Genomic DNA, 24,809 nt, shown 5'->3' on the forward strand with positions numbered 1-24,809 from the left:
ATTGGCGTAAAGCGGTTCTGGCATCATTCTCTCTTATCAATCTATCCAGGGTTTGCTGCGTGGCAGAAGAGAGCGACGACGACAAAACAGAAGCCCCCACACCCCACCGACTTGAAAAAGCGCGGGAAGAAGGGCAGATCCCCCGTTCCAGAGAACTGACCTCACTGCTGATATTGCTGGTGGGCGTTTGTATTATTTGGTTCGGCGGCGAGTCGTTAGCGCGGCAGCTGGCGGGAATGCTCTCAGCAGGCCTGCACTTCGATCACCGTATGGTGAACGATCCTAACCTGATCCTGGGGCAGATAATTTTGCTGATTAAAGCGGCGATGATGGCACTGCTACCGCTCATCGCGGGCGTGGTGCTGGTGGCGCTTATCTCGCCGGTTATGCTTGGCGGCCTGATTTTTAGCGGTAAGTCGCTACAGCCAAAATTTTCTAAATTAAACCCGCTGCCGGGAATTAAGCGCATGTTTTCGGCGCAGACCGGCGCGGAATTGCTAAAAGCGGTGTTGAAATCCACGCTGGTCGGCTGCGTTACCGGCTTTTATCTCTGGCATCACTGGCCGCAAATGATGCGCCTGATGGCGGAGTCGCCGATCGTCGCAATGGGGAATGCGCTGGATCTGGTTGGACTCTGCGCGTTACTGGTGGTACTGGGCGTGATTCCGATGGTGGGATTTGACGTGTTTTTCCAGATCTTTAGCCACCTGAAAAAATTACGCATGTCGCGGCAGGACATTCGCGACGAATTTAAAGAGAGCGAAGGCGATCCGCATGTTAAGGGCAAAATTCGCCAGATGCAACGCGCCGCCGCGCAGCGCCGCATGATGGAAGATGTGCCGAAAGCGGACGTCATTGTCACTAACCCGACGCACTATTCCGTGGCGCTGCAGTATGACGAAAACAAAATGAGCGCGCCGAAAGTGGTCGCGAAGGGGGCTGGATTAATAGCGCTGCGCATTCGCGAGATCGGCGCTGAACATCGGGTTCCCACTTTAGAAGCGCCGCCGCTGGCGCGGGCATTATATCGCCACGCCGAAATCGGTCAGCAAATTCCCGGGCAGTTATATGCTGCCGTTGCGGAAGTGTTGGCCTGGGTCTGGCAGCTTAAACGCTGGCGGCTTGCGGGCGGGCAACGTCCTCCACAACCTGAGAACCTTCCGGTGCCAGAAGCGCTGGATTTTATGAACGAGAAGAATACTGATGGCTAATCTGGTCGCGATGCTGCGCCTGCCCAGCAACCTGAAATCGACGCAATGGCAAATTCTTGCCGGGCCGATCCTCATTCTGCTGATTTTGTCGATGATGGTGCTGCCGCTACCTGCTTTTATCCTCGACTTATTGTTTACCTTTAATATTGCGCTATCAATTATGGTGCTGCTGGTGGCGATGTTTACCCAGCGTACTCTGGATTTTGCCGCGTTTCCGACCATCCTGCTGTTTACCACGCTACTGCGTCTGGCGCTTAACGTTGCCTCAACGCGCATTATTTTGATGGAAGGGCATACCGGCGCGGCGGCGGCGGGAAAGGTAGTGGAGGCGTTCGGTCATTTCCTGGTCGGCGGTAACTTCGCGATCGGGATTGTGGTTTTTATCATCCTCGTCATTATCAACTTCATGGTCATCACCAAAGGCGCCGGACGTATTGCCGAAGTCGGCGCGCGCTTTGTGCTGGATGGTATGCCCGGTAAGCAAATGGCGATTGACGCCGATCTTAATGCCGGTCTGATTGGTGAAGACGAGGCCAAAAAACGGCGTTCGGAAGTCACTCAGGAAGCCGACTTCTACGGCTCGATGGACGGGGCAAGTAAATTTGTACGCGGCGACGCCATCGCCGGTATTCTCATCATGGTCATTAACGTGGTCGGCGGGCTGCTGGTCGGCGTATTGCAGCACGGAATGAGCATAGGCAGCGCGGCGGAAAGCTACACCCTGCTGACCATTGGCGACGGCCTGGTCGCCCAGATCCCGGCGCTGGTTATCTCCACGGCGGCGGGCGTCATTGTGACCCGCGTTAGTACCGATCAGGATGTTGGCGAGCAGATGGTTGGCCAACTGTTCAGTAATCCAAGGGTGATGCTGCTGGCGGCGGCGGTGCTGGGGCTGCTTGGCATGGTGCCAGGAATGCCTAACCTGGTATTTTTACTTTTTACCGCCGCTTTGCTCGGCCTGGCATGGTGGCTGCGCGGGCGTGAAGAAAAAGCGCCGGAGGAGCCGCAGTCGGTAAAAATGCCGGAAAATAACTCGGTGGTCGAAGCCACCTGGAATGACGTACAGCTTGAGGATTCACTGGGAATGGAAGTGGGCTACCGCCTGATCCCGATGGTGGATTTTCAACAGGATGGCGAATTGCTCGGACGTATTCGCAGTATTCGTAAAAAATTCGCGCAGGATATGGGGTTCCTGCCGCCGGTGGTCCACATTCGCGACAATATGGATTTACAGCCTGCGCGCTACCGTATTTTGATGAAAGGGGTAGAGATTGGCAGCGGGGACGCCTATCCGGGACGCTGGCTGGCTATTAACCCCGGCACGGCGGCGGGAACGCTACCGGGCGAGAAAACCGTCGATCCAGCTTTTGGCCTTGATGCCATCTGGATTGAAAGCGCCCTGAAAGAGCAGGCGCAAATTCAGGGCTTTACCGTCGTGGAAGCCAGTACCGTTGTGGCGACGCACCTTAACCACTTGATTGGCCAATTCTCCGCCGAACTGTTTGGCCGCCAGGAAGCGCAGCAACTGTTGGATCGTGTCTCTCAGGAGATGCCTAAACTCACGGAAGATCTGGTCCCCGGCGTCGTGACCCTCACGACTTTACACAAAGTCCTGCAAAACTTACTGGCGGAAAAAGTCCCGATTCGCGATATGCGCACCATTTTGGAAACGCTGGCGGAACATGCGCCGTTACAAAGCGATCCGCATGAATTAACCGCCGTGGTACGCGTGGCATTAGGACGAGCGATTACGCAACAGTGGTTCCCCGGTAATGAAGAAGTGCAGGTGATTGGCCTGGATACCGCGCTGGAGCGTTTGCTGCTTCAGGCATTGCAGGGCGGCGGTGGACTTGAGCCTGGGTTGGCGGATCGCCTGCTGGCGCAGACCCAAGAAGCGCTTTCTCGCCAGGAAATGCTTGGCGCGCCGCCGGTATTACTGGTTAACCATGCGCTACGTCCATTATTGTCCCGCTTTTTGCGGCGCAGTTTACCGCAGCTGGTGGTGTTGTCGAACCTTGAGCTTTCCGATAACCGTCATATCCGCATGACGGCGACCATTGGAGGAAAATAATGCGTAAATGGCTGGCGTTGTTGCTCTTTCCCCTGACGGTTCAGGCCGCAGGCGAAGGCGCGTGGCAGGATAGCGGTATGGGTGTAACCTTAAATTACCGGGGTGTTTCCGCATCGTCTTCGCCATTGTCGGCGCGCCAGCCGGTTTCCGGTGTGATGACGCTGGTCGCCTGGCGTTATGAACTGAATGGCCCGACTCCCGCGGGCTTACGGGTACGTTTATGTTCCCAGTCCCGTTGCGTAGAACTTGATGGTCAGAGTGGCACGACCCACGGTTTTGCTCATGTTCCCGCAGTCGAGCCGCTCCGCTTTGTCTGGGAAGTCCCCGGCGGCGGCCGACTTATCCCGGCGTTAAAAGTGCGGAGCAATCAGGTGATTGTGAACTACCGCTAACCGCCCCTTTCTTTGCCAGGTAGCAGACCTGACTCTCTTTTTGAATAAATAGAAACGCTGTTTTATAAAATGGTGAGGTAGGTTGCCGGACTCTTTGCGTTTTTGCCATTTACGCTCTGGCAATGGCAGAAACAAAAAGGTTTCCGCCCAGCTTAGCTTTTACTGTAGCGAATCGACTGCGTCGGCGGTAAAACTGCACGCAGCACTGAATTCGACATTACACAGAGGTTAAGCAAATGATGGTTTATTCAGTCAAACACAGTCCGCTATTGCGTCAGCCTGAGCATTTTATCGCCAGAGATGAACTAAAAGCCCTGGTGCAAAAGGTGACGCATAACCTGGTCAATATTAAAGATGAGACAGGCGAATTTTTATTGCGACTGGACGACGGACGCGTGATCGATACTAAAGGCTGGGCCGGATGGGAGTGGACGCACGGCGTGGGCCTGTACGGAATGTATCACTATTACCAACAGACCGGCGACCAGACGATGCGTAAGATCATTGATGACTGGTTTGCCGATCGTTTTGCGGAAGGCGCGACGACGAAAAACGTTAATACGATGGCGCCGTTTTTAACGCTGGCGTATCGCTATGAAGAGACGCGTAATCCAGCGTATTTACCGTGGCTGGAAACGTGGGCCGAATGGGCGATGAATGAAATGCCCCGTACCGATCACGGCGGAATGCAGCACATCACGCTGGCGGAGGAAAATCATCAGCAGATGTGGGACGACACGCTAATGATGACGGTGCTGCCGCTGGCGAAAATCGGTAAACTGTTGAACCGGCCGGAATACGTGGAAGAGGCAACCTATCAGTTCCTGCTGCACGTGCAGAATTTGATGGATAAAGAGACGGGGCTGTGGTTCCACGGCTGGAGCTATGACGGTCATCATAACTTCGCTAACGCTCGCTGGGCGCGCGGCAACAGCTGGCTGACCATTGTGATCCCGGATTTTCTTGAACTGCTGGACTTGCCGGAAAATAATGCCGTGCGCCGTTATCTGGTCCAGGTACTGAATGCGCAGATCGCCGCGCTGGCGAAATGTCAGGATGAAAGCGGTTTGTGGCATACGCTGCTTGACGATCCGCACTCTTATCTTGAGGCGTCGGCGACGGCGGGTTTTGCCTACGGTATTCTTAAAGCGGTGCGCAAACGCTATGTCGAACGGCACTATGCGCAGGTGGCGGAAAAAGCTATTCGGGGGATAGTGAAACATATCTCGCCGGAAGGTGAACTGCTGCAAACGTCATTTGGCACTGGCATGGGCCACGATCTCGATTTTTACCGTCATATTCCGTTGACCTCTATGCCTTACGGGCAGGCGATGGCAATGCTGTGTTTGACGGAATATCTGCGTAACTATTTCTGATGTATGCAGATATTCCGGCCGTATCCTTGTCTGATGGCGCTTTGCTTATTTGACTATGGCGCCTGATCCGGCTGTGTGGTATCAGCCTGTGGATCAAACAGGTGGTCAAGGATTTTTCGCATGATGGGTGCGGCGGTAACGCCGTCGCTTCCGCCGTTTTCCAGAATCAAGGCAATAGCGACCTTAGGGTTTTTATACGGTGCAAAAGCGGTATAAAACACATGATCGCGCAGGCGAATGGGGATCATTTTCGCGTTGTAGGTCTGATTTTCTTTCAGGCTAAATACCTGCGACGTGCCGCTTTTGGCCGCAATGCCGTAGGGCGCGGTGTGAAAGAACTTATAGCCCGTTCCGTTGGGTGCATTCGCCATGCCATACATCGCCTGACGCACCAGTCCCCAGTATGGCGACGCCGGATCGGCTATCTGTGCCGGTGTTCCTGAAGGACGATACGGAACCACCGTTTTGCCGCTCTCTTCATTGAGTAACAGGTGAGGGGCAATCACCTTACCGTTGTTGATGAGCGCCACCATCGCTTTTACCATCTGGATGGGGGTGGCAATCCAGTAACCCTGGCCGATGCCGACAGAAATGGTATCGCCCTGATACCAGGCTTTTTTATGGACCCGCTGTTTCCATGCGCGGCTGGGAAGCAGCCCGTCATATTCTTCATTAAGGTCGATGCCCGTCGGTTTGCCATAGCCGAACTGAGACAACATCGTGTCGATACGGTCAATACCCATCATATAAGCGACCTGATAGAAAAAGGTATCCGCAGATTCCTCAATCGCTTTAGTGACATCCAGCATACCGTGTCCGGTTTTTTTCCAGTCCCGGTAATGCCGCTGCGTGCCGGGAAGCGTCCAGGTTGGCGCGCCAAAGAAGGTGGTTTGCGGCGTAATAATCCCGCATAACAGCGCGGACATTGCCATATAGGGTTTAACCGTTGACGCCGGAGGATAAAGCCCTTGCGTCACGCGGTTGATCAGCGGCAGATTTTTATCGTGCAGCAGTTTGCCGTAATCCTGATAGCTAATGCCTTTTACAAAGGGGTTCGGGTCGTAGCTGGGCATAGATACCATCGCCAGCACTGAACCATCGTGCGGATCTTCAACCAGTACGGCAGCACGCTGCCCGGCCAGCAAACTTTCAATGTACTCTTGTAAATGGAGATCCAGCGTCAGGTGAATGTTCTTACCCGCGATGGGAGGAACGTCTTTCAGCAGGCGGACAATACGCCCGTGATTATCCACCTCGACCTCCTGATAACCGGTTTTACCATGAAGATCGTTTTCGTAGTAACGCTCAATCCCCTGTTTACCGATGTTATGGTCCGCCGCGTAATTCTCTGCCAGCCCTTTTTTATCCAGCGCTTTAAGGTCGTTATCGTTTATCTTTGACACGTAACCGAGAACATGCGCCAGCTCCGCGCCGTAAGGATACTGCCGATCCTGATAGCTATTGATCGTGACGCCGTTGAAATGAAACTGATTGACCGCAAAGCGTGCGATTTCAACATCCGTTAGCGCGTTTTTGAGCACCACCGGACGATAGCGGCTACTGGATTTTAGCGCACGGCGAAAGTCGGAGATATCGTCGGGGGAGAGATCAACAATAGGGGTGAGCTGTTTTAGCAGCGCATCCATATCGGCAATTTTATAGGGCGTAACCGCGATATCATACCAGGTTACGTTACGCACCAGCGGAATGCCGTTGCGATCGTAAATGATGCCGCGCGTGGGCGCGACGGGTAGCATCTTGATATCGTTCTCATTCGAACGGGTGGTGTAGTAGTGGTGCTGGCGGATTTGCAAGTTATAGAGGTTGAAGATCAGGATACCAAAGCAGACAACCACTACACCAAACGCCACAATCACACGTCTCAGGAAGAGTTTCTCTTCCGCATCAAAGTCTTTAAAAGTCATTACCTGTACCTGAACAATCCGCCGCCTAATGATACGGGGCGGTCAGCGCCAGCACAGGTAAAAGATGTTCCATCTCTCTATAGAAATGTGTCATTCCTTGTGATTTGTTACAGATATACCGCTGTGGCAATAAAAAGGCCTGAGTCCGTTATCCGGAGTCAGGCCTGATGATGTTAACGACGGCGCGTTTACATGCGTTCTACGGTTTCGATACCCAACGTATCCAGACCCAGTTTCAGCGTCTTCGCCGTCAGTTGCGCCAGTTTTAGGCGGCTATTGCGAACCGCGTCATTCTCGGCGCTGAGAATAGGGCAGTGCTCGTAGAAGCCGGAGAACAGCCCGGCGACGTCATACAGATATGCGCACATGACGTGCGGCGTACCTTCACGCGCGACCACCGTCAGGGTTTCTTCAAACTGCAGCAGACGGGCAGCAAGCTGCGCTTCGCGATCTTCGCTAATGATAACCGGCGCGCTCGCCAGCGCCTGCTCGTCGATGTTCGCTTTACGGAAAACAGACAGCACACGCGTATAGGCATACTGCATATAAGGTGCGGTATTGCCTTCGAAAGCCAACATATTATCCCAGTCGAAGATATAGTCAGTGGTGCGGTTTTTTGACAGATCGGCGTATTTCACCGCGCCAATACCGACGGCGTTAGCCAGTTTTTCCAGCTCGTCAGCCGGCATATCCGGGTTCTTCTCCGCCACCAGACGACGCGCGCGCTCCAGCGCCTCATCCAGCAGGTCCGCCAGTTTCACCGTACCGCCCGCGCGAGTTTTAAACGGTTTACCGTCTTTACCCAACATCATGCCGAACATGTGGTGTTCCAGCGGAACGGAATCCGGCACATAACCGGCTTTACGCACAATGGTCCAGGCCTGCATCAGGTGCTGGTGCTGACGGGAGTCAATGTAGTAGAGCACGCGGTCGGCGTGCAGCGTTTCGTAACGGTATTTGGCGCAGGCGATATCGGTAGTGGTATACAGATAACCGCCATCTTTCTTCTGAATAATGACGCCCATCGGGTCGCCTTCCTTGTTTTTAAACTCATCAAGGAAAACCACCGTTGCGCCTTCGCTTTCAACCGCCAGTCCTTTGGCTTTCAGATCGGCGACGATGCCCGGCAGCATCGGATTATACAGACTTTCGCCCATCACATCGTCACGCGTCAGAGTGACGTTCAGACGATCATAGGTGATCTGGTTTTGCGTCATCGTGATATCAACCAGCTTACGCCACATCTCACGGAAATAGGTATCACCGCTCTGCAATTTGACGACGTAGTTACGCGCGCGCTCGGCAAACGCTTCATCTTCGTCATAATGCTTTTTCGCATCGCGGTAGAATCCTTCGAGATCCGCCAGCGCCATGTCGCCCGCGTTTTCCTGCTGCTGTTTTTCCAGCCAGGCGATAAGCATACCGAACTGGGTGCCCCAGTCGCCGACGTGGTTAGCGCGAATAACATGATGGCCCAGAAACTCCAGCGTGCGCACTGCCGCATCGCCGATAATCGTGGAGCGTAGATGACCAACGTGCATCTCTTTCGCGACGTTGGGCGCGGAGTAGTCGACGACAATCGTCTGACGAGTCGGCTGAGAAACGCCCAGACGATCGGAGGCCAGCGCCTGTTGCACCTGTTCAGCGAGAAAAGCCGGTTCGAGGAAAATATTGATAAAGCCAGGGCCGGCGATTTCAACCTTGCTGGCGATGCCGCTGAGATCCAGATGAGTCAGCACCTGCTCTGCAAGTTGTCGGGGGGCCATACCCAGTTTTTTCGCAACTGCCATCATGCCGTTGGCCTGATAGTCGCCGAACTGAACTTTGGCTGACTGACGAACCTGGGGCTCGCAATCTGCAGGCGCGCCTGCAGCAATCATGGCCTGACTAACTTTTTCTGAGAGAAGAGCCTGAATATTCACCGGAATACCTTACGTTTATGAAGCGGGCTGTATTGCCCGCGCCAGTTTAAGAATTAGGGCGGGAGTATACTGCAAATGCCCGTTGGCGTCAGCATTGCGCGCGCGGCGCGTCGCCTGAAATATACGCAACAATAATCTGCATAAGCATTCAATAAACGCCCAATCAAATCAAAGGTTGGTTGCCGGGGCGCAACAGCGTAAATTAGCGGTTTTCACAGCAAGAAGAGCGTCCTGATATGGCGAACTGGCAACACATTGATGAACTGCATGATATTTCCGCAGATTTACCGCGATTCACTCTGGCGTTCAGAGAACTTTCCACTCGCCTTGGTCTGCAGATTAGCGCCCTTGAGGCCGATCACATTTCATTGCGCTGTCACCAGAATACGACGGCGGAGCGTTGGCGTCGCGGTTTTGAACAATGCGGCGAGCTACTGTCGGAAAATATCATCAACGGCAGGCCGATTTGTCTGTTTAAACTGCATGAACCGGTATGTGTGGAACACTGGCGGTTTTCTGTTATTGAATTACCGTGGCCGGGAGAAAAACGCTATCCACACGAGGGGTGGGAGCATATTGAAATCGTGCTGCCCGGCGAGCCGGAGACCTTGAACGCGAGGGCCCTGGCGTTGTTGTCGGATGAGGGGCTTAGTCAGCCGGGGATAGTGGTTAAAACCAGTTCGCCACAGGGCGAGCATGAACGTTTGCCAAACCCTACGCTGGCCGTGACCGATGGTCGCATCACGGTAAAATTTCATCCATGGTCGATTGAAGCGATTGTCGCCAGCGAACAGGCGGCCCATTAACCTGCCGAGCGGAGTGAATATGGCGTTACTTGAGATCTGTTGTTACAGCATGGAATGCGCGCTCACCGCGCAGCGAAACGGCGCGGATCGTATCGAACTGTGCGCCGCGCCGAAAGAAGGGGGGCTTACGCCTTCTTTCGGCGTCTTACGCAGCGTACGCGAGCATATTACGATTCCCGTACATCCGATTATTCGTCCTCGCGGCGGGGATTTTTACTACACTGACGGCGAATTTGCCGCCATGCTGGAAGATATCCGCCTCGTCAGAGAGTTGGGTTTTCCCGGGCTGGTTACTGGCGTGTTGACCGTTGATGGGGATGTCGATATGTCGCGAATGGAAAAAATAATGGCGGCGGCCGGGCCGCTGGCGGTGACATTCCACCGCGCCTTCGATATGTGCGCTAATCCCTTCAATGCGCTAAAGAATCTGGCTGACGCAGGCGTAGCAAGAGTACTGACTTCCGGACAAAAAGCCGATGCGGCGCAAGGTTTATCAATAATTATGGAACTTATTGCCCAGGGGGATGCTCCAACCATTATGGCTGGTGCGGGGGTTCGTGCAAATAACCTGCAGAATTTCCTCGATGCCGGAGTACGGGAAGTACACAGTTCCGCCGGAGTCTTACTGCCTTCGCCGATGCGCTATCGCAATCAGGGGTTATCGATGTCTGCCGATATACAGGCGGACGAGTATTCTCGCTATAGAGTAGAGGGTGCGGCGGTCGCTGAAATGAAAGGAATCATTGTTCGCCATCAGGCCAAATGATTTTTACCGTTGCATCATGTCGCCCAATATGATGCTTGCTCGTACCAGGCCCCTGCCAATTCAACAGGGGCCTTTTTTTGTCTATGGAAAACCCCCAGCTAGGCTGGGGGTTCCGGAAAGCTTTCAGCTTTAAGCCAGTTATTAAAACCCCTTTTGATTTGTTAAAACATCTTGCGGTCTGGCAACTGCAAAAGTTCAACAAGAAATCAAAAGGGGGTCCCAATGGGGGACGAAAAGAGCTTAGCGCACACCCGATGGAACTGTAAATATCACATAGTTTTCGCGCCCAAATACCGAAGACAAGCGTTCTATGGAGAGAAGCGTAGGGCAGTAGGCAGCATATTAAGAAAATTGTGTGAATGGAAAAACGTACGAATTCTGGAAGCAGAATGTTGTGCAGATCATATTCACATGCTTCTGGAGATCCCGCCGAAGATGAGTGTGTCGAGTTTCATGGGATATCTGAAGGGTAAAAGTAGTCTGATGCTTTACGAGCAGTTTGGGGATCTAAAATTCAAATACAGGAACAGGGAGTTCTGGTGCAGAGGGTACTATGTCGATACGGTGGGTAAGAACACGGCGAAGATACAGGACTACATAAAGCACCAGCTTGAAGAGGATAAAATGGGTGAGCAATTATCGATCCCGTATCCGGGCAGCCCGTTTACGGGCCGTAAGTAACGAAGTTTGATGCAAATGTCAGATCGTATGCGCCTGTTAGGGCGCGGCTGGTAAGAGAGCCTTATAGGCGCATCTGAAAAACCTCCGGCTATGCCGGAGGATATTTATTCTCCTTCATATTTCAAGCCGCAGCAGCGTTGGCCGCCTCGCGCACCCCGGCCACGTAGCTACCTACGTTCCCGGGGATTTGCTGCGTTGCCGCCTTGCTGCAACTTGAACTATTTTGGAGAAACGGTGCTATACGTAACGGTCATTCGGCAATCCATCACGGTTTACGCGCAATCAGCACCGCGCGCTGCGGGGCGGGATAGCCTTCCACCGTCTTGCTGCGATCGTTCGGGTCAAGAAAATCGGCCAGCGACTCGGTAACCATCCATTCGGTACGGCGCTGCTCTTCGGTGGTAGTGACGCAAACGTCAGCGATACGCACATCAATAAAGCCGCATTTTTCCAGCCATTTTTTTAATGCCGGCGCGGAAGGAATAAAATAGACGTTACGCATCTGCGCGTAGCGGTCACCCGGCACCAGTACGGTATTTTCGTCGCCGTCGATGACCAGCGTTTCCAGTACCAGCTCACCCTCGTTGACCAACTGATCTTTTAACTGCCACAGATGCTCCAGCGGCGAGCGACGGTGATAAAGCACCCCCATCGAGAAGACGGTATCAAATGCTTTCAGCGCCGGGAGTTGTTCAATGCCCAACGGCAGCAGATGCGCGCGCTGATCGTTACCCAACAGTTTACGCACCGCCTCAAACTGGCAGAGGAAAAGCTGCGTAGGATCGATGCCGACCGCCAGATGTGCGCCCGCGCCAATCATCCGCCACAGGTGATAGCCGCTGCCGCAGCCGACATCAAGGATCGTCCGGCCAGTTAAATCTGACAGATGCGGCAGTACGCGATCCCACTTCCAGTCGGAGCGCCATTCGGTGTCAATATCTACGCCATAAAGCGAGAACGGGCCTTTACGCCACGGCATCAGATTACGCAGCAATGTATCAATACGCTTTAGCTGACCTTCGCTGAGCGGCGTTTCGCTTTCCGCCGTGACGCTGTGCAGTAAATCCAGCCGCCAGGGCGTCATTTCCGGTAAAAATTCTACCGCGTTCGACCACTGTTTAAACAAGCCATGCTGCTGCTCGCGTTGCCAGGAGGCAATCTGCGCGGGCAATGTTTCCAGCCAGTGGGAGAGATGATTTTTAGCAATGAGCTGATAAAAGTTACCAAACTCGATCATGCGGCAACTCCGGCTTTTAACGCGACAAGCGACCCGAAATTAAAGCACTGGAACCACAGTTCACTGTGTTCGAAACCCGCCTGACGCAGGCGCGCTTTATGTGTTTCCACCGAGTCGGTGAGCATCACGTTTTCCAGCATACTGCGCTTCTGGCTGATCTCCAGTTCGCTGTACCCATTAGCGCGTTTAAAATCGTGGTGCATGTTGAATAACAGCTCGCCCACTTTCGCGTCTTCAAAGCTAAATTTTTCCGACAGTACCAGCGCGCCGCCGGGATTCAACCCCAGGTAAATCTTATCCAGCAATGCCTGGCGTTCGGCAGGTTCAAGGAATTGCAGGGTAAAATTCAGCACCACCATCGAGGCGTTTTCAATAGTGATATCGCGGATATCGCCTTCAACGACTTCAACCGGCGTAGGCGCTTTATACGCATCAATATGACGGCGGCAGCGTTCAATCATGGCCGGGGAGTTATCGACGGCGATAATGCGACAATGCTCATGGCGGATATTACGCCGAACAGACAGCGTCGCGGCGCCCAGCGAGCAGCCCAGATCGTAGACCTGCGTGTTCGGCTGCACAAAGCGTTCAGCTAACATGCCGATCATGGAGATGATGTTGGAGTAGCCTGGTACCGAACGCTGAATCATGTCGGGGAAAACTTCGGCTACTCGTTCATCAAAAGTCCAGTCGCCGAGACGGGCGATAGGCGCAGAAAAAAGCGTGTCGCGGTGAGACATAACGTATACATCCGGGAAAAATAAAGGCGCATATTGTGCGCTAATACAGGGAGAAAACCAACTCCCAGGGCATATACCACAGGTTTGCCAGCACCATCAGCAACAATGCGCACCAGGTCGCGCTCATCCCCGCCCGCCGCCAGCGGAACAGGCGGTGGTGAAAACCGTAATAATGCATCAGCCGACCGGCGATTAAAATGATGCCGCAGATATGCACCATCCACGTTTCGGCGCCGTTCATTTCCATAAACAGCAGCAGCACCAGCGCGACAGGAATATATTCCACCGCGTTGCCATGAATACGGATGGCGCTTTGCAATTCGCTAAAACCGCCGTCGCCATAGGCGACACGGTACTGCATTCGCAAGCGAACGACATTAAAAGAGAACTTCATTAATAATAACGCACCCAAAACGGCATACAGCGCGCTTACCATACAAACTCCCTTTTAAAATGGCTGATGGCACTGTCTATGATAGGGGGCATTTTCAGAAAAGAGAAGATTGCTGTGGAATGGACGGAGCAGTGCCGATTTCCGGTAAGACGCTGCGTAAATCATGCCAAAGCGTATTCACCAGTTCCGGCGCCTGCGCGATATCCGGAGTATGTAAAAACAGAAAAGGCGTGGTGGTCTGCCGCCACTGCGGGAGTTTCTGCAACCAGGCGGCGAAAAATTCACGGTTTTGCGCCATATTATCGCTACCGATAAAACGCACCATTGGATGGCTGGCCGTCACGACAGCATGTACCGGAACTTTGGGTTTTTTTCGCTGCGCGTCGCGGACGGCCTCGCTGTGGGGATGGGCGGCATGTACCGGACGACTATCCAGGATCACGCGGTTTACGCCGCGCGCGTGTAACCCGCGATTGAGCCGCTGTTCATCCTCACCTTTGTCAAAAAAACACGGATGACGAACTTCTACGCCATAGGTAAACGTGGCGGGGAGCGCATCAAGAAACTGCCATAAGGCGGGGAGATCGCGCGGTCCAAAGGCGGCGGGCAACTGCAGCCAGTATTGGCCAATACGCGTTTCCAGCGGCGCCAGGCGGGTAAAAAACGCCTGTACCAGATCGTCGCAATGGCGCAGCGCGGCCTGGTGAGAAATGGTGGCGGGAAATTTAAAGCAAAAACGGAAATCGTCCGTAGTTTGCGCATACCAGCGATCGACAATTTCCGCTTTCGGCAGCGCGTAAAGCGTGGTGTTGCCCTCCACGCAGTTAAAGTGGCGGGCATACTCTTCCAGACTGGTGATGCCGAGCCGCGCCCATTTCGGGTGCGACCATTGCGGCAAGCCAATGTAGATCATAAGGCGTTTAAAATATCCTCTACGCTGCGTACCCGGCCAATGCGCGGGAAAATATGTGTCATACTGCTCTGATGCTGCTCACTGCTGGCGGCGCTACAGGCATCTTCGGCAATAATAAGGTTAAACCCCAACTCCCAGGCGTTACGCGCTGTGGATTCGACGCCGATATTGGTTGAGATCCCGCACAATATGATGGTGTCGATACCCCGGCGGCGAAGCTGTAATTCCAGATCGGTGCCGTAAAACGCGCCCCACTGGCGTTTAGTCACTTCCAGATCGCTGTCCTTTTTACCCAATGCCGTAGGCCAGGTCCACCAGTTTTCCGGCAACGCGTGCGCAGGCGTTGCGGCATCCACGGGTTGTTTTAACGCTTCGGCATAATCATCAGACCATCCGACGCGTACCATAACCACGGGCGAGCCGTTGGCACGACACTTTTCCGCCAGCCGCGCGGCGCGGGCGACCACCTCATTTGCCGTATACGGGCCGCCGGCAAACGGAAGAATTCCTTCCTGTAAATCAATAACCACCAGGGCGGTTGTGGTCGCGTTGAGTTTCAGCATGATAATCACTCTCCTAAAAATAGCGGATTTCACTACACCTTAAGCGCGATTAAAGAGGAAAGCGGCGACAAATATTGTTAATTTTTGTGAGCATACGCAATACCCGCGTGAAAAACCCGGGTACAGTCAGTATGAACCAAGTGTCGATACCGCATGAAACGGGCAAGTTATCGCTCCCATGCTGGATTGACTCTTATCGTGCGGCAGAATTTCCAGTATAATAGCCGCCTTTTTTCATCCAGTTGTGACATACAGCTAAAGCTGCGACTTCGTCGCCTGCATGGCAGGCAACAATCCGCCTGCGGCTAAGTTAAGGGATATCTCATGCGTACAGAATATTGCGGACAGCTACGTCTGTCCCACGTGGGGCAGCAGGTGACTCTGTGTGGTTGGGTCAACCGTCGTCGTGATCTTGGCAGCCTGATCTTTATCGATATGCGCGACCGCGAAGGTATTGTGCAGGTGTTCTTCGATCCGGATCGTGCGGACGCGTTAAAGCTGGCCTCTGAACTGCGTAATGAGTTCTGCATTCAGGTTACGGGCACCGTGCGTGCGCGTGACGCGAAAAACGTCAATGCGGATATGGCGACCGGCGAAATTGAAGTGCTGGCGTCCTCTCTCACTATCATCAACCGCGCAGACTCACTGCCGCTTGACGCTAACCACGTTAATACCGAAGAGGCGCGTCTCAAGTACCGCTATCTGGATTTACGTCGTCCGGAAATGGCGCAGCGCCTGAAAACCCGCGCCAAAATTACCAGCCTGGTGCGTCGTTTTATGGACGATCACGGTTTCCTTGATATTGAAACGCCGATGCTGACCAAAGCCACGCCGGAAGGCGCGCGCGACTATCTGGTGCCTTCGCGCGTGCACAAAGGTAAATTCTACGCGCTGCCGCAGTCGCCGCAGCTGTTCAAACAGCTCCTGATGATGTCCGGTTTCGACCGTTACTATCAGATAGTCAAATGCTTCCGTGATGAAGACTTACGTGCTGACCGTCAGCCGGAGTTTACTCAGATCGACGTCGAGACCTCCTTCATGACCGCGCCACAGGTGCGCGAAGTGATGGAAGCGCTGGTGCGCCATTTATGGCTGGAAGTGAAAGGCGTGGATCTGGGGGATTTCCCGGTCATGACGTTTGCCGAAGCGGAACGTCGTTACGGTTCCGACAAACCAGACCTGCGTAACCCGATGGAACTGGTAGATGTCGCTGACCTGCTGAAATCGGTAGAGTTCGCGGTCTTCGCGGGCCCGGCTAACGATCCGAAAGGCCGCGTGGCAGCGCTGCGTGTGCCTGGCGGCGCACAGCTTAGCCGTAAGCAGATCGACGATTACGGTAACTTTGTTAAGATCTACGGCGCGAAAGGACTGGCGTATATCAAAGTTAACGAGCGCGCGAAAGGTCTGGACGGGATTAACAGTCCGGTGGCCAAGTTCCTGACCGCCGACATCGTCGAGGCTATCCTTGAACGTACCGGCGCGCAGGACGGCGACATGATCTTCTTCGGCGCAGATAACAACAAAGTGGTTGCCGATGCGCTGGGCGCGCTGCGTCTGAAACTGGGCAAAGACCTGAGCCTGACCGACGAAGACAAATGGGCGCCGCTGTGGGTGATTGACTTCCCGATGTTCGAAGACGACGGCGAAGGCGGTCTGACCGCGATGCACCATCCGTTCACCGCCCCGCGTGACATGACGGCGTCTGAACTGAAAACTGCGCCGGAAGGAGCCGTCGCTAACGCTTACGATATGGTGATTAACGGCTATGAAGTGGGCGGCGGTTCGGTGCGTATTCACAACGGTGAAATGCAGCAAACCGTATTTGGTATTCTCGGTATCAATGAGCAGGAGCAGCGCGAGAAGTTCGGCTTCCTGTTGGATGCGTTGAAATACGGTACGCCGCCGCACGCGGGCCTGGCGTTTGGTCTGGACCGTCTGACCATGCTGTTGACCGGCACCGACAATATTCGTGATGTTATCGCCTTCCCGAAAACGACCGCCGCCGCGTGTCTGATGACCGAAGCGCCGAGTTTCGCCAACCTGGCAGCGTTGACGGAGTTGGGTATTCAGGTTGTGAAGAAAGCCGAGAATAACTGATATGAACAATGTACACGACATCATTCGCGTGATATCGCGGCGGCCCGCAAGGGGGAGCCTCATCAATGCGCGGCGTCACCCAACAGCCAACAACGAGGTCGCGTGAAGGATAAAGTGTACAAGCGCCCCGTTTCGGTCCTGGTGGTTATTTTCGCGCAGGATACGAAACGGGTGCTAATGTTGCAGCGACGCGACGACCCGGATTTTTGGCAGTCAGTGACTGGCAGCATAGAAGAAGGGGAGACCGCGTTGCAGGCCGCCGTGCGTGAAGTCAAAGAGGAGGTCACGATTGATGTTGCGGCAGAGCAACTGACCTTAATCGACTGCCAACGTACGGTGGAGTTTGAAATTTTTTCACATTTACGTCATCGCTATGCGCCGGGCGTTATGCACAATACAGAATTCTGGTTCTGCCTTGCGTTACCGCATGAGCGGCAGGTGATATTCACTGAACATCTGACGTACCAGTGGCTTGATGCGCCTGACGCGGCGGCGCTTACCAAGTCCTGGAGTAACCGGCAAGCGATTGAAGAGTTTGTCATTAACGTCGCCTGAAAAGGCGCGCTTTTTTTGAGGAAATATTTATGGCAGGTCATAGTAAATGGGCCAACACCAGACATCGTAAAGCTGCGCAGGATGCCAAGCGCGGTAAAATCTTCACTAAAATTATTCGTGAACTGGTAACGGCAGCTAAATTGGGCGGCGGCGATCCGGATGCCAACCCGCGTCTGCGCGCGGCTGTAGATAAAGCGCTGGCCAATAACATGACCCGCGACACTCTGAACCGTGCCATCGCTCGCGGTGTGGGTGGTGATGAAGACTCGAACATGGAAACCATCATCTATGAAGGTTATGGTCCTGGCGGCACGGCCATTATGATTGAGTGTCTGAGTGACAACCGTAACCGTACCGTAGCGGAAGTGCGTCATGCTTTCAGCAAGTGCGGTGGTAATCTGGGTACCGATGGCTCAGTGGCGTACCTGTTCAGTAAGAAAGGGGTCATCTCCTTTGAGAAAGGCGATGAAGACACCATCATGGAAGCTGCTCTGGAAGCTGGCGCGGAAGATGTTGTGACCTATGATGATGGCGCGATTGATGTTTACACTGCCTGGGAAGAGATGGGCAAAGTGCGTGACGCGCTGGAAGCGGCGGGTCTGAAAGCGGACAGCGCCGAAGTGTCCATGATCCCGTCAACCAAAGCGGATATGGATGCGGAAACCGCGCCGAAACTGCTACGTCTGATCGATATGCTGGAAGACTGTGACGATGTCCAGGAAGTCTACCATAACGGTGAGATCTCTGATGAGGTGGCGGCGACCCTGTAATGGTGCTGTTAAACGCCGGCGGGCAGGGGGTATAGCGTGTCGATTATTCTCGGTATTGACCCCGGCTCGCGCATTACCGGTTATGGCGTTATCCGCCAGGTAGGCAGACAACTGACCTATCTGGGCAGCGGATGTATTCGCACCAAAGTCGATGATTTGCCGTCTCGTTTGAAGCTCATATACGCAGGCGTGACGGAAATCATCACGCAGTTCCAGCCGGACTATTTTGCTATCGAACAAGTGTTTATGGCGAAGAACGCCGATTCAGCCCTCAAGCTGGGACAGGCGCGCGGCGTCGCGATTGTCGCCGCGGTCAATCAGGAACTGCCCGTGTTTGAATACGCGGCGCGTCAGGTGAAGCAAACCGTCGTCGGTATTGGTAGCGCGGAAAAAAGCCAGGTACAGCATATGGTTCGTACGTTGCTAAAGCTCCCCGCTAACCCGCAGGCCGATGCCGCGGATGCGCTGGCTATCGCCATTACGCATTGCCATGTTAGCCAGAACGCGATGCAAATGAGCGAGAGCCGACTCAATCTGGCGCGGGGAAGGTTGCGCTAAATCATTCTCCCTCAGCCTCGCGTTGAGGGGTTTCAATTCCACAGGCGCTAATTAATTCTAAATTGGGATGATGCCACAGGCTGGCGGGCGTCACCGTCTTACGATCCCACGGGATTGAACCTAAAAACCAGAACTTCCAGAAGGCGAGTTTCGCATCAGGATTGCTGTGAAGCAATTCTTCGAATGTCTCAATATCGCCTACCGGAATACACAATGCTTCTTTATAGATATCAAACACAAATTTCGAGCAGAACTGGCGCGATGACTCATATTTAAACCCCGTGTGATAAAACTTATTCAGCCGGGCGGGAACCTGTTCCATGATGGCGAGTTTCTGTTCGACCGTCAGGCCGCCGCACAGGCGACGAACCGCGTAACGTTGTCCGGCTGAACGTTGTATAAACAGTGACAGCGTGGTGACGGTTGAGAGGGGGACGCGACTTTCCGCCACCAGATAGTCATCACCATTATGACCAATAATAATCCCAACATGGTTGCTCCAGCACTGTGAAGCGGTGGATATCTGGCCGAAAAGCGCGGCACCTATACAGGTAAAGACGATATCCCCGGTTTCATATTGGACAGAATAATGTTTTTTCATGTTCACGTTCCATTATTACCTAAAATAATATCCTTTATTTTACGCTATTGGATAATTAGCATTATACTCACATAATGACAAGATATTATTATCAATAAATATCCATCATGAATATTATAATTTACGGTGATAATGTTTTTATCTCTTTCCAGAGGTGAAAGTGAAAGGGAAGATAGACGAACGCAGGGAATAAGTGGACTGTCCTTTCAATATTATATAATTGTTTGTATCGCCATATATTTTTTTGAGTCTATGTTATTGTCTGGTTGTGTTTCTCTTCATGCTTATTGCTTTTGTTTTTAATAGGCATTTGAGGTGTGATCTGGCAAGAGTGGTTGGCGCAAATATTTGGCTGACTCTGCGTTATATTAAGCGCCAGGGGGAACAGGAGGCGAAAGTGCAAAAGGTTAGGTTGCAATGCAAAAAAATATCGAGTCTGTACTGTTCATCAATCGCTGATTATTATTCTTGTAAAGGGTAAGGAAGTGATTAACAACGGTACCGTTTATCTCGTTCATGGTCCAGAGGTTGAAGGACATTTCCCATTAAACCACCTCTGCATATAACGGCAGAGGCGGCTTAATTCAATTAATGCTGTGCATTAAACTGTGATGGTAATCTGGCAATTATTGGAAGGACTGCTGGCATTCCCGATAATTTAACCCTTGTGGCCAGGTATCCCGCTCCGTTTCCCCTTGAATCATTTTATCTGCTTTCACAAAGGAGTCTTTATCGCGGGCAATGCAGGAGCTTATCAGAATATTATTAAGCGTGCGGGTTGATGGGAACTGTTTGTAGCGATCTCTCCAACCTTGCAGCATATCGTCCCAGGAGACAATCTGACGTTTATTCAGTAAAGCCATTAATTCAGGTTGGTAATGGATTGCATTACTCCAGATATAAGCGTAGTAAGAAAGTCCCGATTGATCTTTGTTTTTTTCTGCGGCCATTCTGGCGATTTTTTCGACTTCTTCCGGAGAACCACCCCATTTAGGCAAACGAGCAACCATGGCCTCGATATAAATATTTTGATAGGCGGGATATTTTTTGCTGGCTTCTTCCAAAGTGCTATAGAGCAGCTCTTTATCCTCAAGATTGCGTGCGACCATTTCCATTTCCTGATACCAGGTCACATCTTTGTCGGCAATATCTTTGTTCTTTAACAGATACTCTTTTTCCTGAATCATCAGCTTTTTATATTTCGGCCATATATCAGAGTCCACCGTGCTGGCCGCACCTTCACCGCGTAAATTCACGGCTTTAGCATCAAAAACCATTGCTTGCAGCAGCCTTGCACCCGTGGATTTGGGGTTTGCTTTAAGCCACTCTTTTGCCACGCCAGAAATACCATTGTCGGAAACATCTACTGAAAAAAGATTATAGATCCCTCCCCATGCGATAACCAGTTTATGAGTTCCGCCGCTGGTTGTCGGGAATCCGGTATTGTATTCCTGAAACATAGCGTCCAGCTTGTCCCACTTTTGGCTGACAGTATAGGCGATAGCTTGTTGCTCAATGGCCATTCTTTCCCGTGTTTCCGTGAGGCTATTAGCTGACGCCAGCGCAGGAATAGCCATTAATGCACCTATGACAATATTTTTCAATAACATTGAATTTCTGTCCTGAATGATTAAATAACAAGATGATTAAAAATGTTTATAAAGGATGTGCTTTCACCGGAGGAAATTCAAGCTATAGTGATAATGCGTATCTGGACTTTTTATTTATTATTCTTACAGAAAATGTTATTGAATTATATTTATTATAGACACTTATTATATCTCCACATCATGGGGCGCGGCGGCACCCGGTGGTGTTGCGCGACCGATTCGAAGGGAAGGCCATTGAGATAGGCGAATAACGTGTTTTTCATCTGGATAAACATCCAGTCTTTTTTTATGATAGTGCATTATCTTTTCAGCCCTTTACGCAGGAGCGTCATGTGATAGGCAGACTCAGAGGCATTATTCTCGAAAAACAACCCCCGATCGTGCTGCTGGAGACAGGGGGCGTAGGCTATGAAGTACATATGCCTATGACCTGCTTTTACGAGCTGCCGGAGGCCGGGCAGGAGGCAATCGTCTTCACCCACTTCGTGGTGCGTGAAGATGCGCAGTTGCTGTACGGATTTAACAATAAGCAAGAGCGCACGCTATTTAAAGAGCTAATTAAAACGAATGGCGTCGGGCCTAAGCTGGCGCTGGCGATCCTCTCCGGCATGTCGGCGCAACAGTTCGTCAATGCGGTTGAGCGCGAAGAGCTTGGTGCGCTGGTGAAGCTGCCGGGTATCGGCAAGAAAACTGCCGAACGATTGATTGTCGAAATGAAAGACCGCTTTAAAGGGCTACATGGCGATCTCTTTACGCCAGCGGTCGATCTGGTATTGACGTCGCCGGCCAGCCCAACCTCGGAAGATGCAGAACAAGAAGCAGTTGCTGCGCTGGTGGCGCTGGGTTATAAACCGCAAGAAGCCAGTCGGATGGTAAGCAAGATCGCCCGTCCGGATGCAAGCAGTGAAACACTGATTCGCGACGCGTTACGCGCCGCGTTATGAGGTAAAGGATGATAGAAGCAGATCGCCTGATTTCAGCAGGCGCCACGATCGCAGAAGACGTCGCCGATCGCGCCATTCGCCCGAAGTTATTGGCGGAATATGTCGGCCAACCGCAGGTGCGCTCCCAGATGGAGATCTTTATTCAGGCGGCAAAACGGCGTGGCGACGCACTAGATCACTTGCTGATTTTCGGCCCGCCAGGGTTAGGTAAAACGACTCTGGCGAATATCGTTGCCAATGAAATGGGCGTCAATCTCCGAACCACGTCCGGCCCGGTGCTGGAAAAAGCAGGCGATCTGGCGGCTATGCTCACCAATCTTGAACCGCATGATGTGCTGTTTATTGATGAGATTCACCGGCTTTCACCGGTGGTGGAAGAGGTACTCTATCCGGCGATGGAAGATTACCAGTTGGATATTATGATTGGCGAAGGGCCTGCCGCACGTTCAATTAAGATCGATCTGCCGCCGTTTACGCTCATTGGCGCGACGACGCGCGCCGGGTCGTTAACGTCCCCGCTACGTGACCGTTTTGGTATTGTGCAGCGCCTGGAGTTCTACCAGGTGCCCGATCTGCAGCACATCGTTGGGCGCAGCGCAAGGCACATGGGGCTTGAGATGAGCGATGACGGCGCGCTGGAAGTGGCGCGTCGGGCGCGCGGTACGCCGCGTATAGCCAACCGTCTGCTCAGACGTGTGCGTGATTTTGCTGAGGTGAAGCATGACGGGGCTATTTCAGCGGAAATTGCCGCGCAGGCGCTGGATATGCTGAACGTCGATGCGGAAGGGTTTGACTATATGGATCGCAAGCTGCTGCTGGCGGTTATTGATAAATTCTTCGGTGGTCCGGTGGGACTGGATAACCTGGCGGCGGCGATTGGCGAAGAGCGTGAAACCATTGAGGATGTGCTGGAGCCGTATCTGATTCAGCAAGGCTTTTTGCAGCGTACGCCGCGTGGGCGTATGGCAACGGTGCGCGCCTGGAACCATTTCGGGATCACGCCGCCAGAGATGCCTTAGCGCCTGAAGTCGCTGCGCTCATCAGACCTGGGCGATTTTGTAGGCCCGGTAAGCGCAGCGCCACCGGGCAACACACGCTTAGCTTGCCTGCTTTTTCATCATACTGAAGATAAACAGCAGCGCGGCACACAGCACTACGGATGGCCCTGCCGGGGTATCATAAAAGGCTGAGAAGGTCAGTCCACCTGTAACCGCTATCATACCTACACCAACGGCGACGCCCGCCATCTGCTCCGGCGTACGGGCAAAGCGACGCGCGGTTGCGGCGGGGATAATCAGCAGCGACGTAATGATCAGCGCTCCGACAAACTTCATCGCCACGCCAATAGTTAACGCCGTTACCAGCATCAATAGCAGCTTCACGCGCTGTAACTTCACGCCATCGACAAAGGCAAGATCCGGACTGATAGTCATTGACAGCAAGTTGCGCCACTGCCAGAAGAGAATGGCCAGCACAATAACGACCCCAATAGCGATCGAGATAAGATCTTCCGGCGTGACGGCCAGCAAATCGCCAAACAGATAAGCCATTAAATCAACGCGGACGTTGGACATCAGGCTGACCACGACCAGTCCTAAAGATAAGGCGCTGTGCGCCATAATGCCCAGTAAGGTATCAATCGCGAGGTGAGGGCGTTTCTCCAGCCATACCAGACCGGCGGCCAGCAGCAGCGTAACGGCGATTACCGCATAAAAGGGGTTAACGTCCAGCAACAGGCCAAACGCCACGCCCAGAAGCGACGCGTGAGCCAGCGTATCGCCAAAATAGGACATCCGACGCCAGACCACAAATGAGCCCAAAGGACCAGCGGCGCAGGCCAGCATCATCCCGGCCAGCCAGCCGGGCAGTAATAATTCAATCATGAGTGACCATTTCCCCGGCGCAGTACAATACGACCCTGTAAATCGTGGCGATGATTATGATGATGGCGATAAATCCCTAATTGCTCCGCGCCTCGCGGGCCAAACATAGAGATAAATTCCGGATGCATAGACACCACTTCCGGCGCGCCGGAACAGCAAATATGATGGTTCAGGCATAACACTTCATCCGTCTTTGCCATGACCAGATGTAGGTCATGTGACACCATCAGCACGGCGCAATCGAGTTCGCGACGCAGCTGATCGATAAGGTCGTATAACGCGACCTGGCCGTTGACATCCACGCCTTGCGTCGGCTCATCAAGTACCAGCAACTGAGGCCTGTTAAGCAGAGCACGCGCCAGCAGTACGCGCTGTGTCTCACCGCCGGAGAGTTTTTGCATGGGCGCGTCAATCAAATGTCCGGCCTGAACGCGTTTAAGCGCCGGGAGAATATCCGTTTTTTGCGTGCCGGGACGTAAACGTAAAAATCGGTTTACCGTCAGCGGAAGCGTGGTATCGAGATAGAGCTTTTGCGGGACATAGCCGATACGGAGTTGCCCGTTGTGCTTGATCACCCCTTCATCAGGGGCTACCAGTCCTAAAACCACGCGTACAAGCGTTGACTTCCCCGCGCCGTTAGGGCCGAGAAGCGTTAAAATTTTTCCGGGGCTCAATTCAAGCGACACGTCAGAGAGGACGCGGCGTTGACCAAATGAGACCGAGACGTTTTCCAGTGAAACTAAACTTGTCATGTTAATTTTAGGCTTGCAGAAGTGATAGAATGTTATAATATC

General features: G+C 53.0%; 24 protein-coding genes. 13 read left to right on the forward strand and 11 right to left on the reverse strand.

Features of this window, described 5'->3' with window-relative positions; all coding sequences use genetic code 11:
- Window positions 1–59: 59 nt before the first annotated feature.
- The 4 genes from flhB (at window position 60) to bglB (ending at window position 5,050) form a co-directional block, all read left to right on the forward strand.
- On the forward strand, window positions 60–1,211 hold the full coding sequence (gene flhB, locus QEN31_RS09890; protein WP_000797081.1) for a flagellar biosynthesis protein FlhB: 1,152 nt from the start codon (window positions 60–62) through the stop codon (window positions 1,209–1,211).
- A complete protein-coding gene (gene flhA, locus QEN31_RS09895; protein WP_064239778.1) occupies window positions 1,204–3,282 on the forward strand; it encodes a flagellar biosynthesis protein FlhA in 2,079 nt (692 codons plus the stop codon). The genes flhB and flhA overlap by 8 nt, the downstream gene beginning before the upstream one ends.
- Window positions 3,282–3,674 (forward strand): flagellar protein FlhE, encoded by a 393-nt coding sequence (flhE, locus tag QEN31_RS09900; RefSeq protein WP_001233619.1) that lies wholly within the window; start codon window positions 3,282–3,284, stop codon window positions 3,672–3,674. Before flhA ends, flhE begins: the two co-directional genes overlap by 1 nt.
- A gap of 236 nt (window positions 3,675–3,910) precedes the next feature.
- Window positions 3,911–5,050, forward strand: coding sequence for a beta-galactosidase BglB (bglB, locus tag QEN31_RS09905; RefSeq protein ID WP_064239777.1), 1,140 nt, complete (start codon window positions 3,911–3,913; stop codon window positions 5,048–5,050).
- Between the two features lie 53 nt (window positions 5,051–5,103).
- On the opposite strand, the gene mrdA is transcribed toward bglB, so the two are convergent.
- On the reverse strand, window positions 5,104–6,975 hold the full coding sequence (gene mrdA, locus QEN31_RS09910; RefSeq protein ID WP_000142877.1) for a penicillin-binding protein 2: 1,872 nt from the start codon (window positions 6,973–6,975) through the stop codon (window positions 5,104–5,106).
- Window positions 6,976–7,163: 188 nt separating this feature from the next.
- Window positions 7,164–8,897 (reverse strand): arginine--tRNA ligase, encoded by a 1,734-nt coding sequence (argS, locus tag QEN31_RS09915; RefSeq protein ID WP_001025361.1) that lies wholly within the window; start codon window positions 8,895–8,897, stop codon window positions 7,164–7,166.
- A gap of 236 nt (window positions 8,898–9,133) precedes the next feature.
- Between argS and QEN31_RS09920 the strand changes: the two genes are divergently transcribed.
- The 3 genes from QEN31_RS09920 to tnpA all read left to right on the forward strand — a co-directional run bounded on the left by QEN31_RS09920 (window position 9,134) and on the right by tnpA (window position 11,150).
- Window positions 9,134–9,703, forward strand: coding sequence for a VOC family protein (locus QEN31_RS09920; RefSeq protein WP_000024794.1), 570 nt, complete (start codon window positions 9,134–9,136; stop codon window positions 9,701–9,703).
- 19 nt (window positions 9,704–9,722) lie between these two features.
- Window positions 9,723–10,469, forward strand: coding sequence for a copper homeostasis protein CutC (gene cutC / locus QEN31_RS09925; protein ID WP_001185770.1), 747 nt, complete (start codon window positions 9,723–9,725; stop codon window positions 10,467–10,469).
- A 222-nt stretch (window positions 10,470–10,691) separates the two neighbouring features.
- A complete protein-coding gene (gene tnpA / locus QEN31_RS09930) occupies window positions 10,692–11,150 on the forward strand; it encodes an IS200/IS605-like element IS200F family transposase (RefSeq protein ID WP_000502119.1) in 459 nt (152 codons plus the stop codon).
- Between the two features lie 265 nt (window positions 11,151–11,415).
- Here the strand turns inward: tnpA and cmoB are convergent, their stop codons facing one another.
- The 5 genes from cmoB to QEN31_RS09955 are packed head-to-tail and all read right to left on the reverse strand — an operon-like array spanning window position 11,416 to window position 14,997.
- Complete coding sequence (gene cmoB / locus QEN31_RS09935) at window positions 11,416–12,387, reverse strand: tRNA 5-methoxyuridine(34)/uridine 5-oxyacetic acid(34) synthase CmoB (protein ID WP_000569041.1); 972 nt, start codon at window positions 12,385–12,387, stop codon at window positions 11,416–11,418.
- Complete coding sequence (gene cmoA, locus QEN31_RS09940) at window positions 12,384–13,127, reverse strand: carboxy-S-adenosyl-L-methionine synthase CmoA (protein ID WP_000019609.1); 744 nt, start codon at window positions 13,125–13,127, stop codon at window positions 12,384–12,386. The genes cmoB and cmoA overlap by 4 nt, the downstream gene beginning before the upstream one ends.
- A gap of 40 nt (window positions 13,128–13,167) precedes the next feature.
- Window positions 13,168–13,563, reverse strand: coding sequence for an MAPEG family protein (locus QEN31_RS09945; RefSeq protein WP_000252975.1), 396 nt, complete (start codon window positions 13,561–13,563; stop codon window positions 13,168–13,170).
- 52 nt (window positions 13,564–13,615) lie between these two features.
- Window positions 13,616–14,434: a DUF72 domain-containing protein gene (locus QEN31_RS09950; RefSeq protein ID WP_000639226.1), complete on the reverse strand. Its 819-nt coding sequence runs from the start codon at window positions 14,432–14,434 to the stop codon at window positions 13,616–13,618.
- Window positions 14,431–14,997 (reverse strand): hydrolase, encoded by a 567-nt coding sequence (locus tag QEN31_RS09955; protein WP_000916144.1) that lies wholly within the window; start codon window positions 14,995–14,997, stop codon window positions 14,431–14,433. The genes QEN31_RS09950 and QEN31_RS09955 overlap by 4 nt, the downstream gene beginning before the upstream one ends.
- Before the next feature lie 324 nt (window positions 14,998–15,321).
- Here QEN31_RS09955 and aspS point away from each other — a divergent pair, with 324 nt between their 5' ends.
- The 4 genes from aspS to ruvC all read left to right on the forward strand — a co-directional run bounded on the left by aspS (window position 15,322) and on the right by ruvC (window position 18,977).
- Window positions 15,322–17,094, forward strand: a complete 1,773-nt coding sequence (gene aspS / locus QEN31_RS09960; RefSeq protein WP_001258636.1) for an aspartate--tRNA ligase — start codon at window positions 15,322–15,324, stop codon at window positions 17,092–17,094.
- Window positions 17,095–17,196: 102 nt separating this feature from the next.
- The gene (nudB, locus tag QEN31_RS09965) at window positions 17,197–17,649 is read left to right on the forward strand and encodes a dihydroneopterin triphosphate diphosphatase (RefSeq protein WP_000653693.1); all 453 of its coding nucleotides are present in this window, start codon (window positions 17,197–17,199) and stop codon (window positions 17,647–17,649) included.
- 29 nt (window positions 17,650–17,678) lie between these two features.
- Window positions 17,679–18,419, forward strand: coding sequence for a YebC/PmpR family DNA-binding transcriptional regulator (locus QEN31_RS09970; RefSeq protein WP_000907242.1), 741 nt, complete (start codon window positions 17,679–17,681; stop codon window positions 18,417–18,419).
- 36 nt (window positions 18,420–18,455) lie between these two features.
- Window positions 18,456–18,977: a crossover junction endodeoxyribonuclease RuvC gene (gene ruvC, locus QEN31_RS09975; protein ID WP_000022509.1), complete on the forward strand. Its 522-nt coding sequence runs from the start codon at window positions 18,456–18,458 to the stop codon at window positions 18,975–18,977.
- A 1-nt stretch (window position 18,978) separates the two neighbouring features.
- On the opposite strand, the gene QEN31_RS09980 is transcribed toward ruvC, so the two are convergent.
- A complete protein-coding gene (locus QEN31_RS09980; RefSeq protein WP_000716748.1) occupies window positions 18,979–19,578 on the reverse strand; it encodes a YebB family permuted papain-like enzyme in 600 nt (199 codons plus the stop codon).
- Between the two features lie 626 nt (window positions 19,579–20,204).
- Window positions 20,205–21,101 (reverse strand): DUF4034 domain-containing protein, encoded by an 897-nt coding sequence (locus QEN31_RS09985; RefSeq protein ID WP_010989032.1) that lies wholly within the window; start codon window positions 21,099–21,101, stop codon window positions 20,205–20,207.
- A gap of 419 nt (window positions 21,102–21,520) precedes the next feature.
- Here QEN31_RS09985 and ruvA point away from each other — a divergent pair, with 419 nt between their 5' ends.
- Window positions 21,521–22,132, forward strand: coding sequence for a Holliday junction branch migration protein RuvA (gene ruvA / locus QEN31_RS09990; protein WP_000580335.1), 612 nt, complete (start codon window positions 21,521–21,523; stop codon window positions 22,130–22,132).
- An 8-nt stretch (window positions 22,133–22,140) separates the two neighbouring features.
- Complete coding sequence (gene ruvB, locus QEN31_RS09995) at window positions 22,141–23,151, forward strand: Holliday junction branch migration DNA helicase RuvB (RefSeq protein WP_000568508.1); 1,011 nt, start codon at window positions 22,141–22,143, stop codon at window positions 23,149–23,151.
- Window positions 23,152–23,229: 78 nt separating this feature from the next.
- On the opposite strand, the gene znuB is transcribed toward ruvB, so the two are convergent.
- Window positions 23,230–24,015 carry a zinc ABC transporter permease subunit ZnuB gene (gene znuB / locus QEN31_RS10000; protein ID WP_000571508.1) on the reverse strand — a complete coding sequence of 262 codons (786 nt, stop codon included), beginning with the start codon at window positions 24,013–24,015 and terminating at the stop codon, window positions 23,230–23,232.
- Complete coding sequence (znuC, locus tag QEN31_RS10005; protein WP_000203014.1) at window positions 24,012–24,767, reverse strand: zinc ABC transporter ATP-binding protein ZnuC; 756 nt, start codon at window positions 24,765–24,767, stop codon at window positions 24,012–24,014. Before znuC ends, znuB begins: the two co-directional genes overlap by 4 nt.
- Window positions 24,768–24,809 lie beyond the last annotated feature (42 nt).

This window comes from Salmonella sp. SA15303 (assembly GCF_029962125.1).
Lineage (GTDB): Bacteria > Pseudomonadota > Gammaproteobacteria > Enterobacterales > Enterobacteriaceae > Salmonella > Salmonella enterica.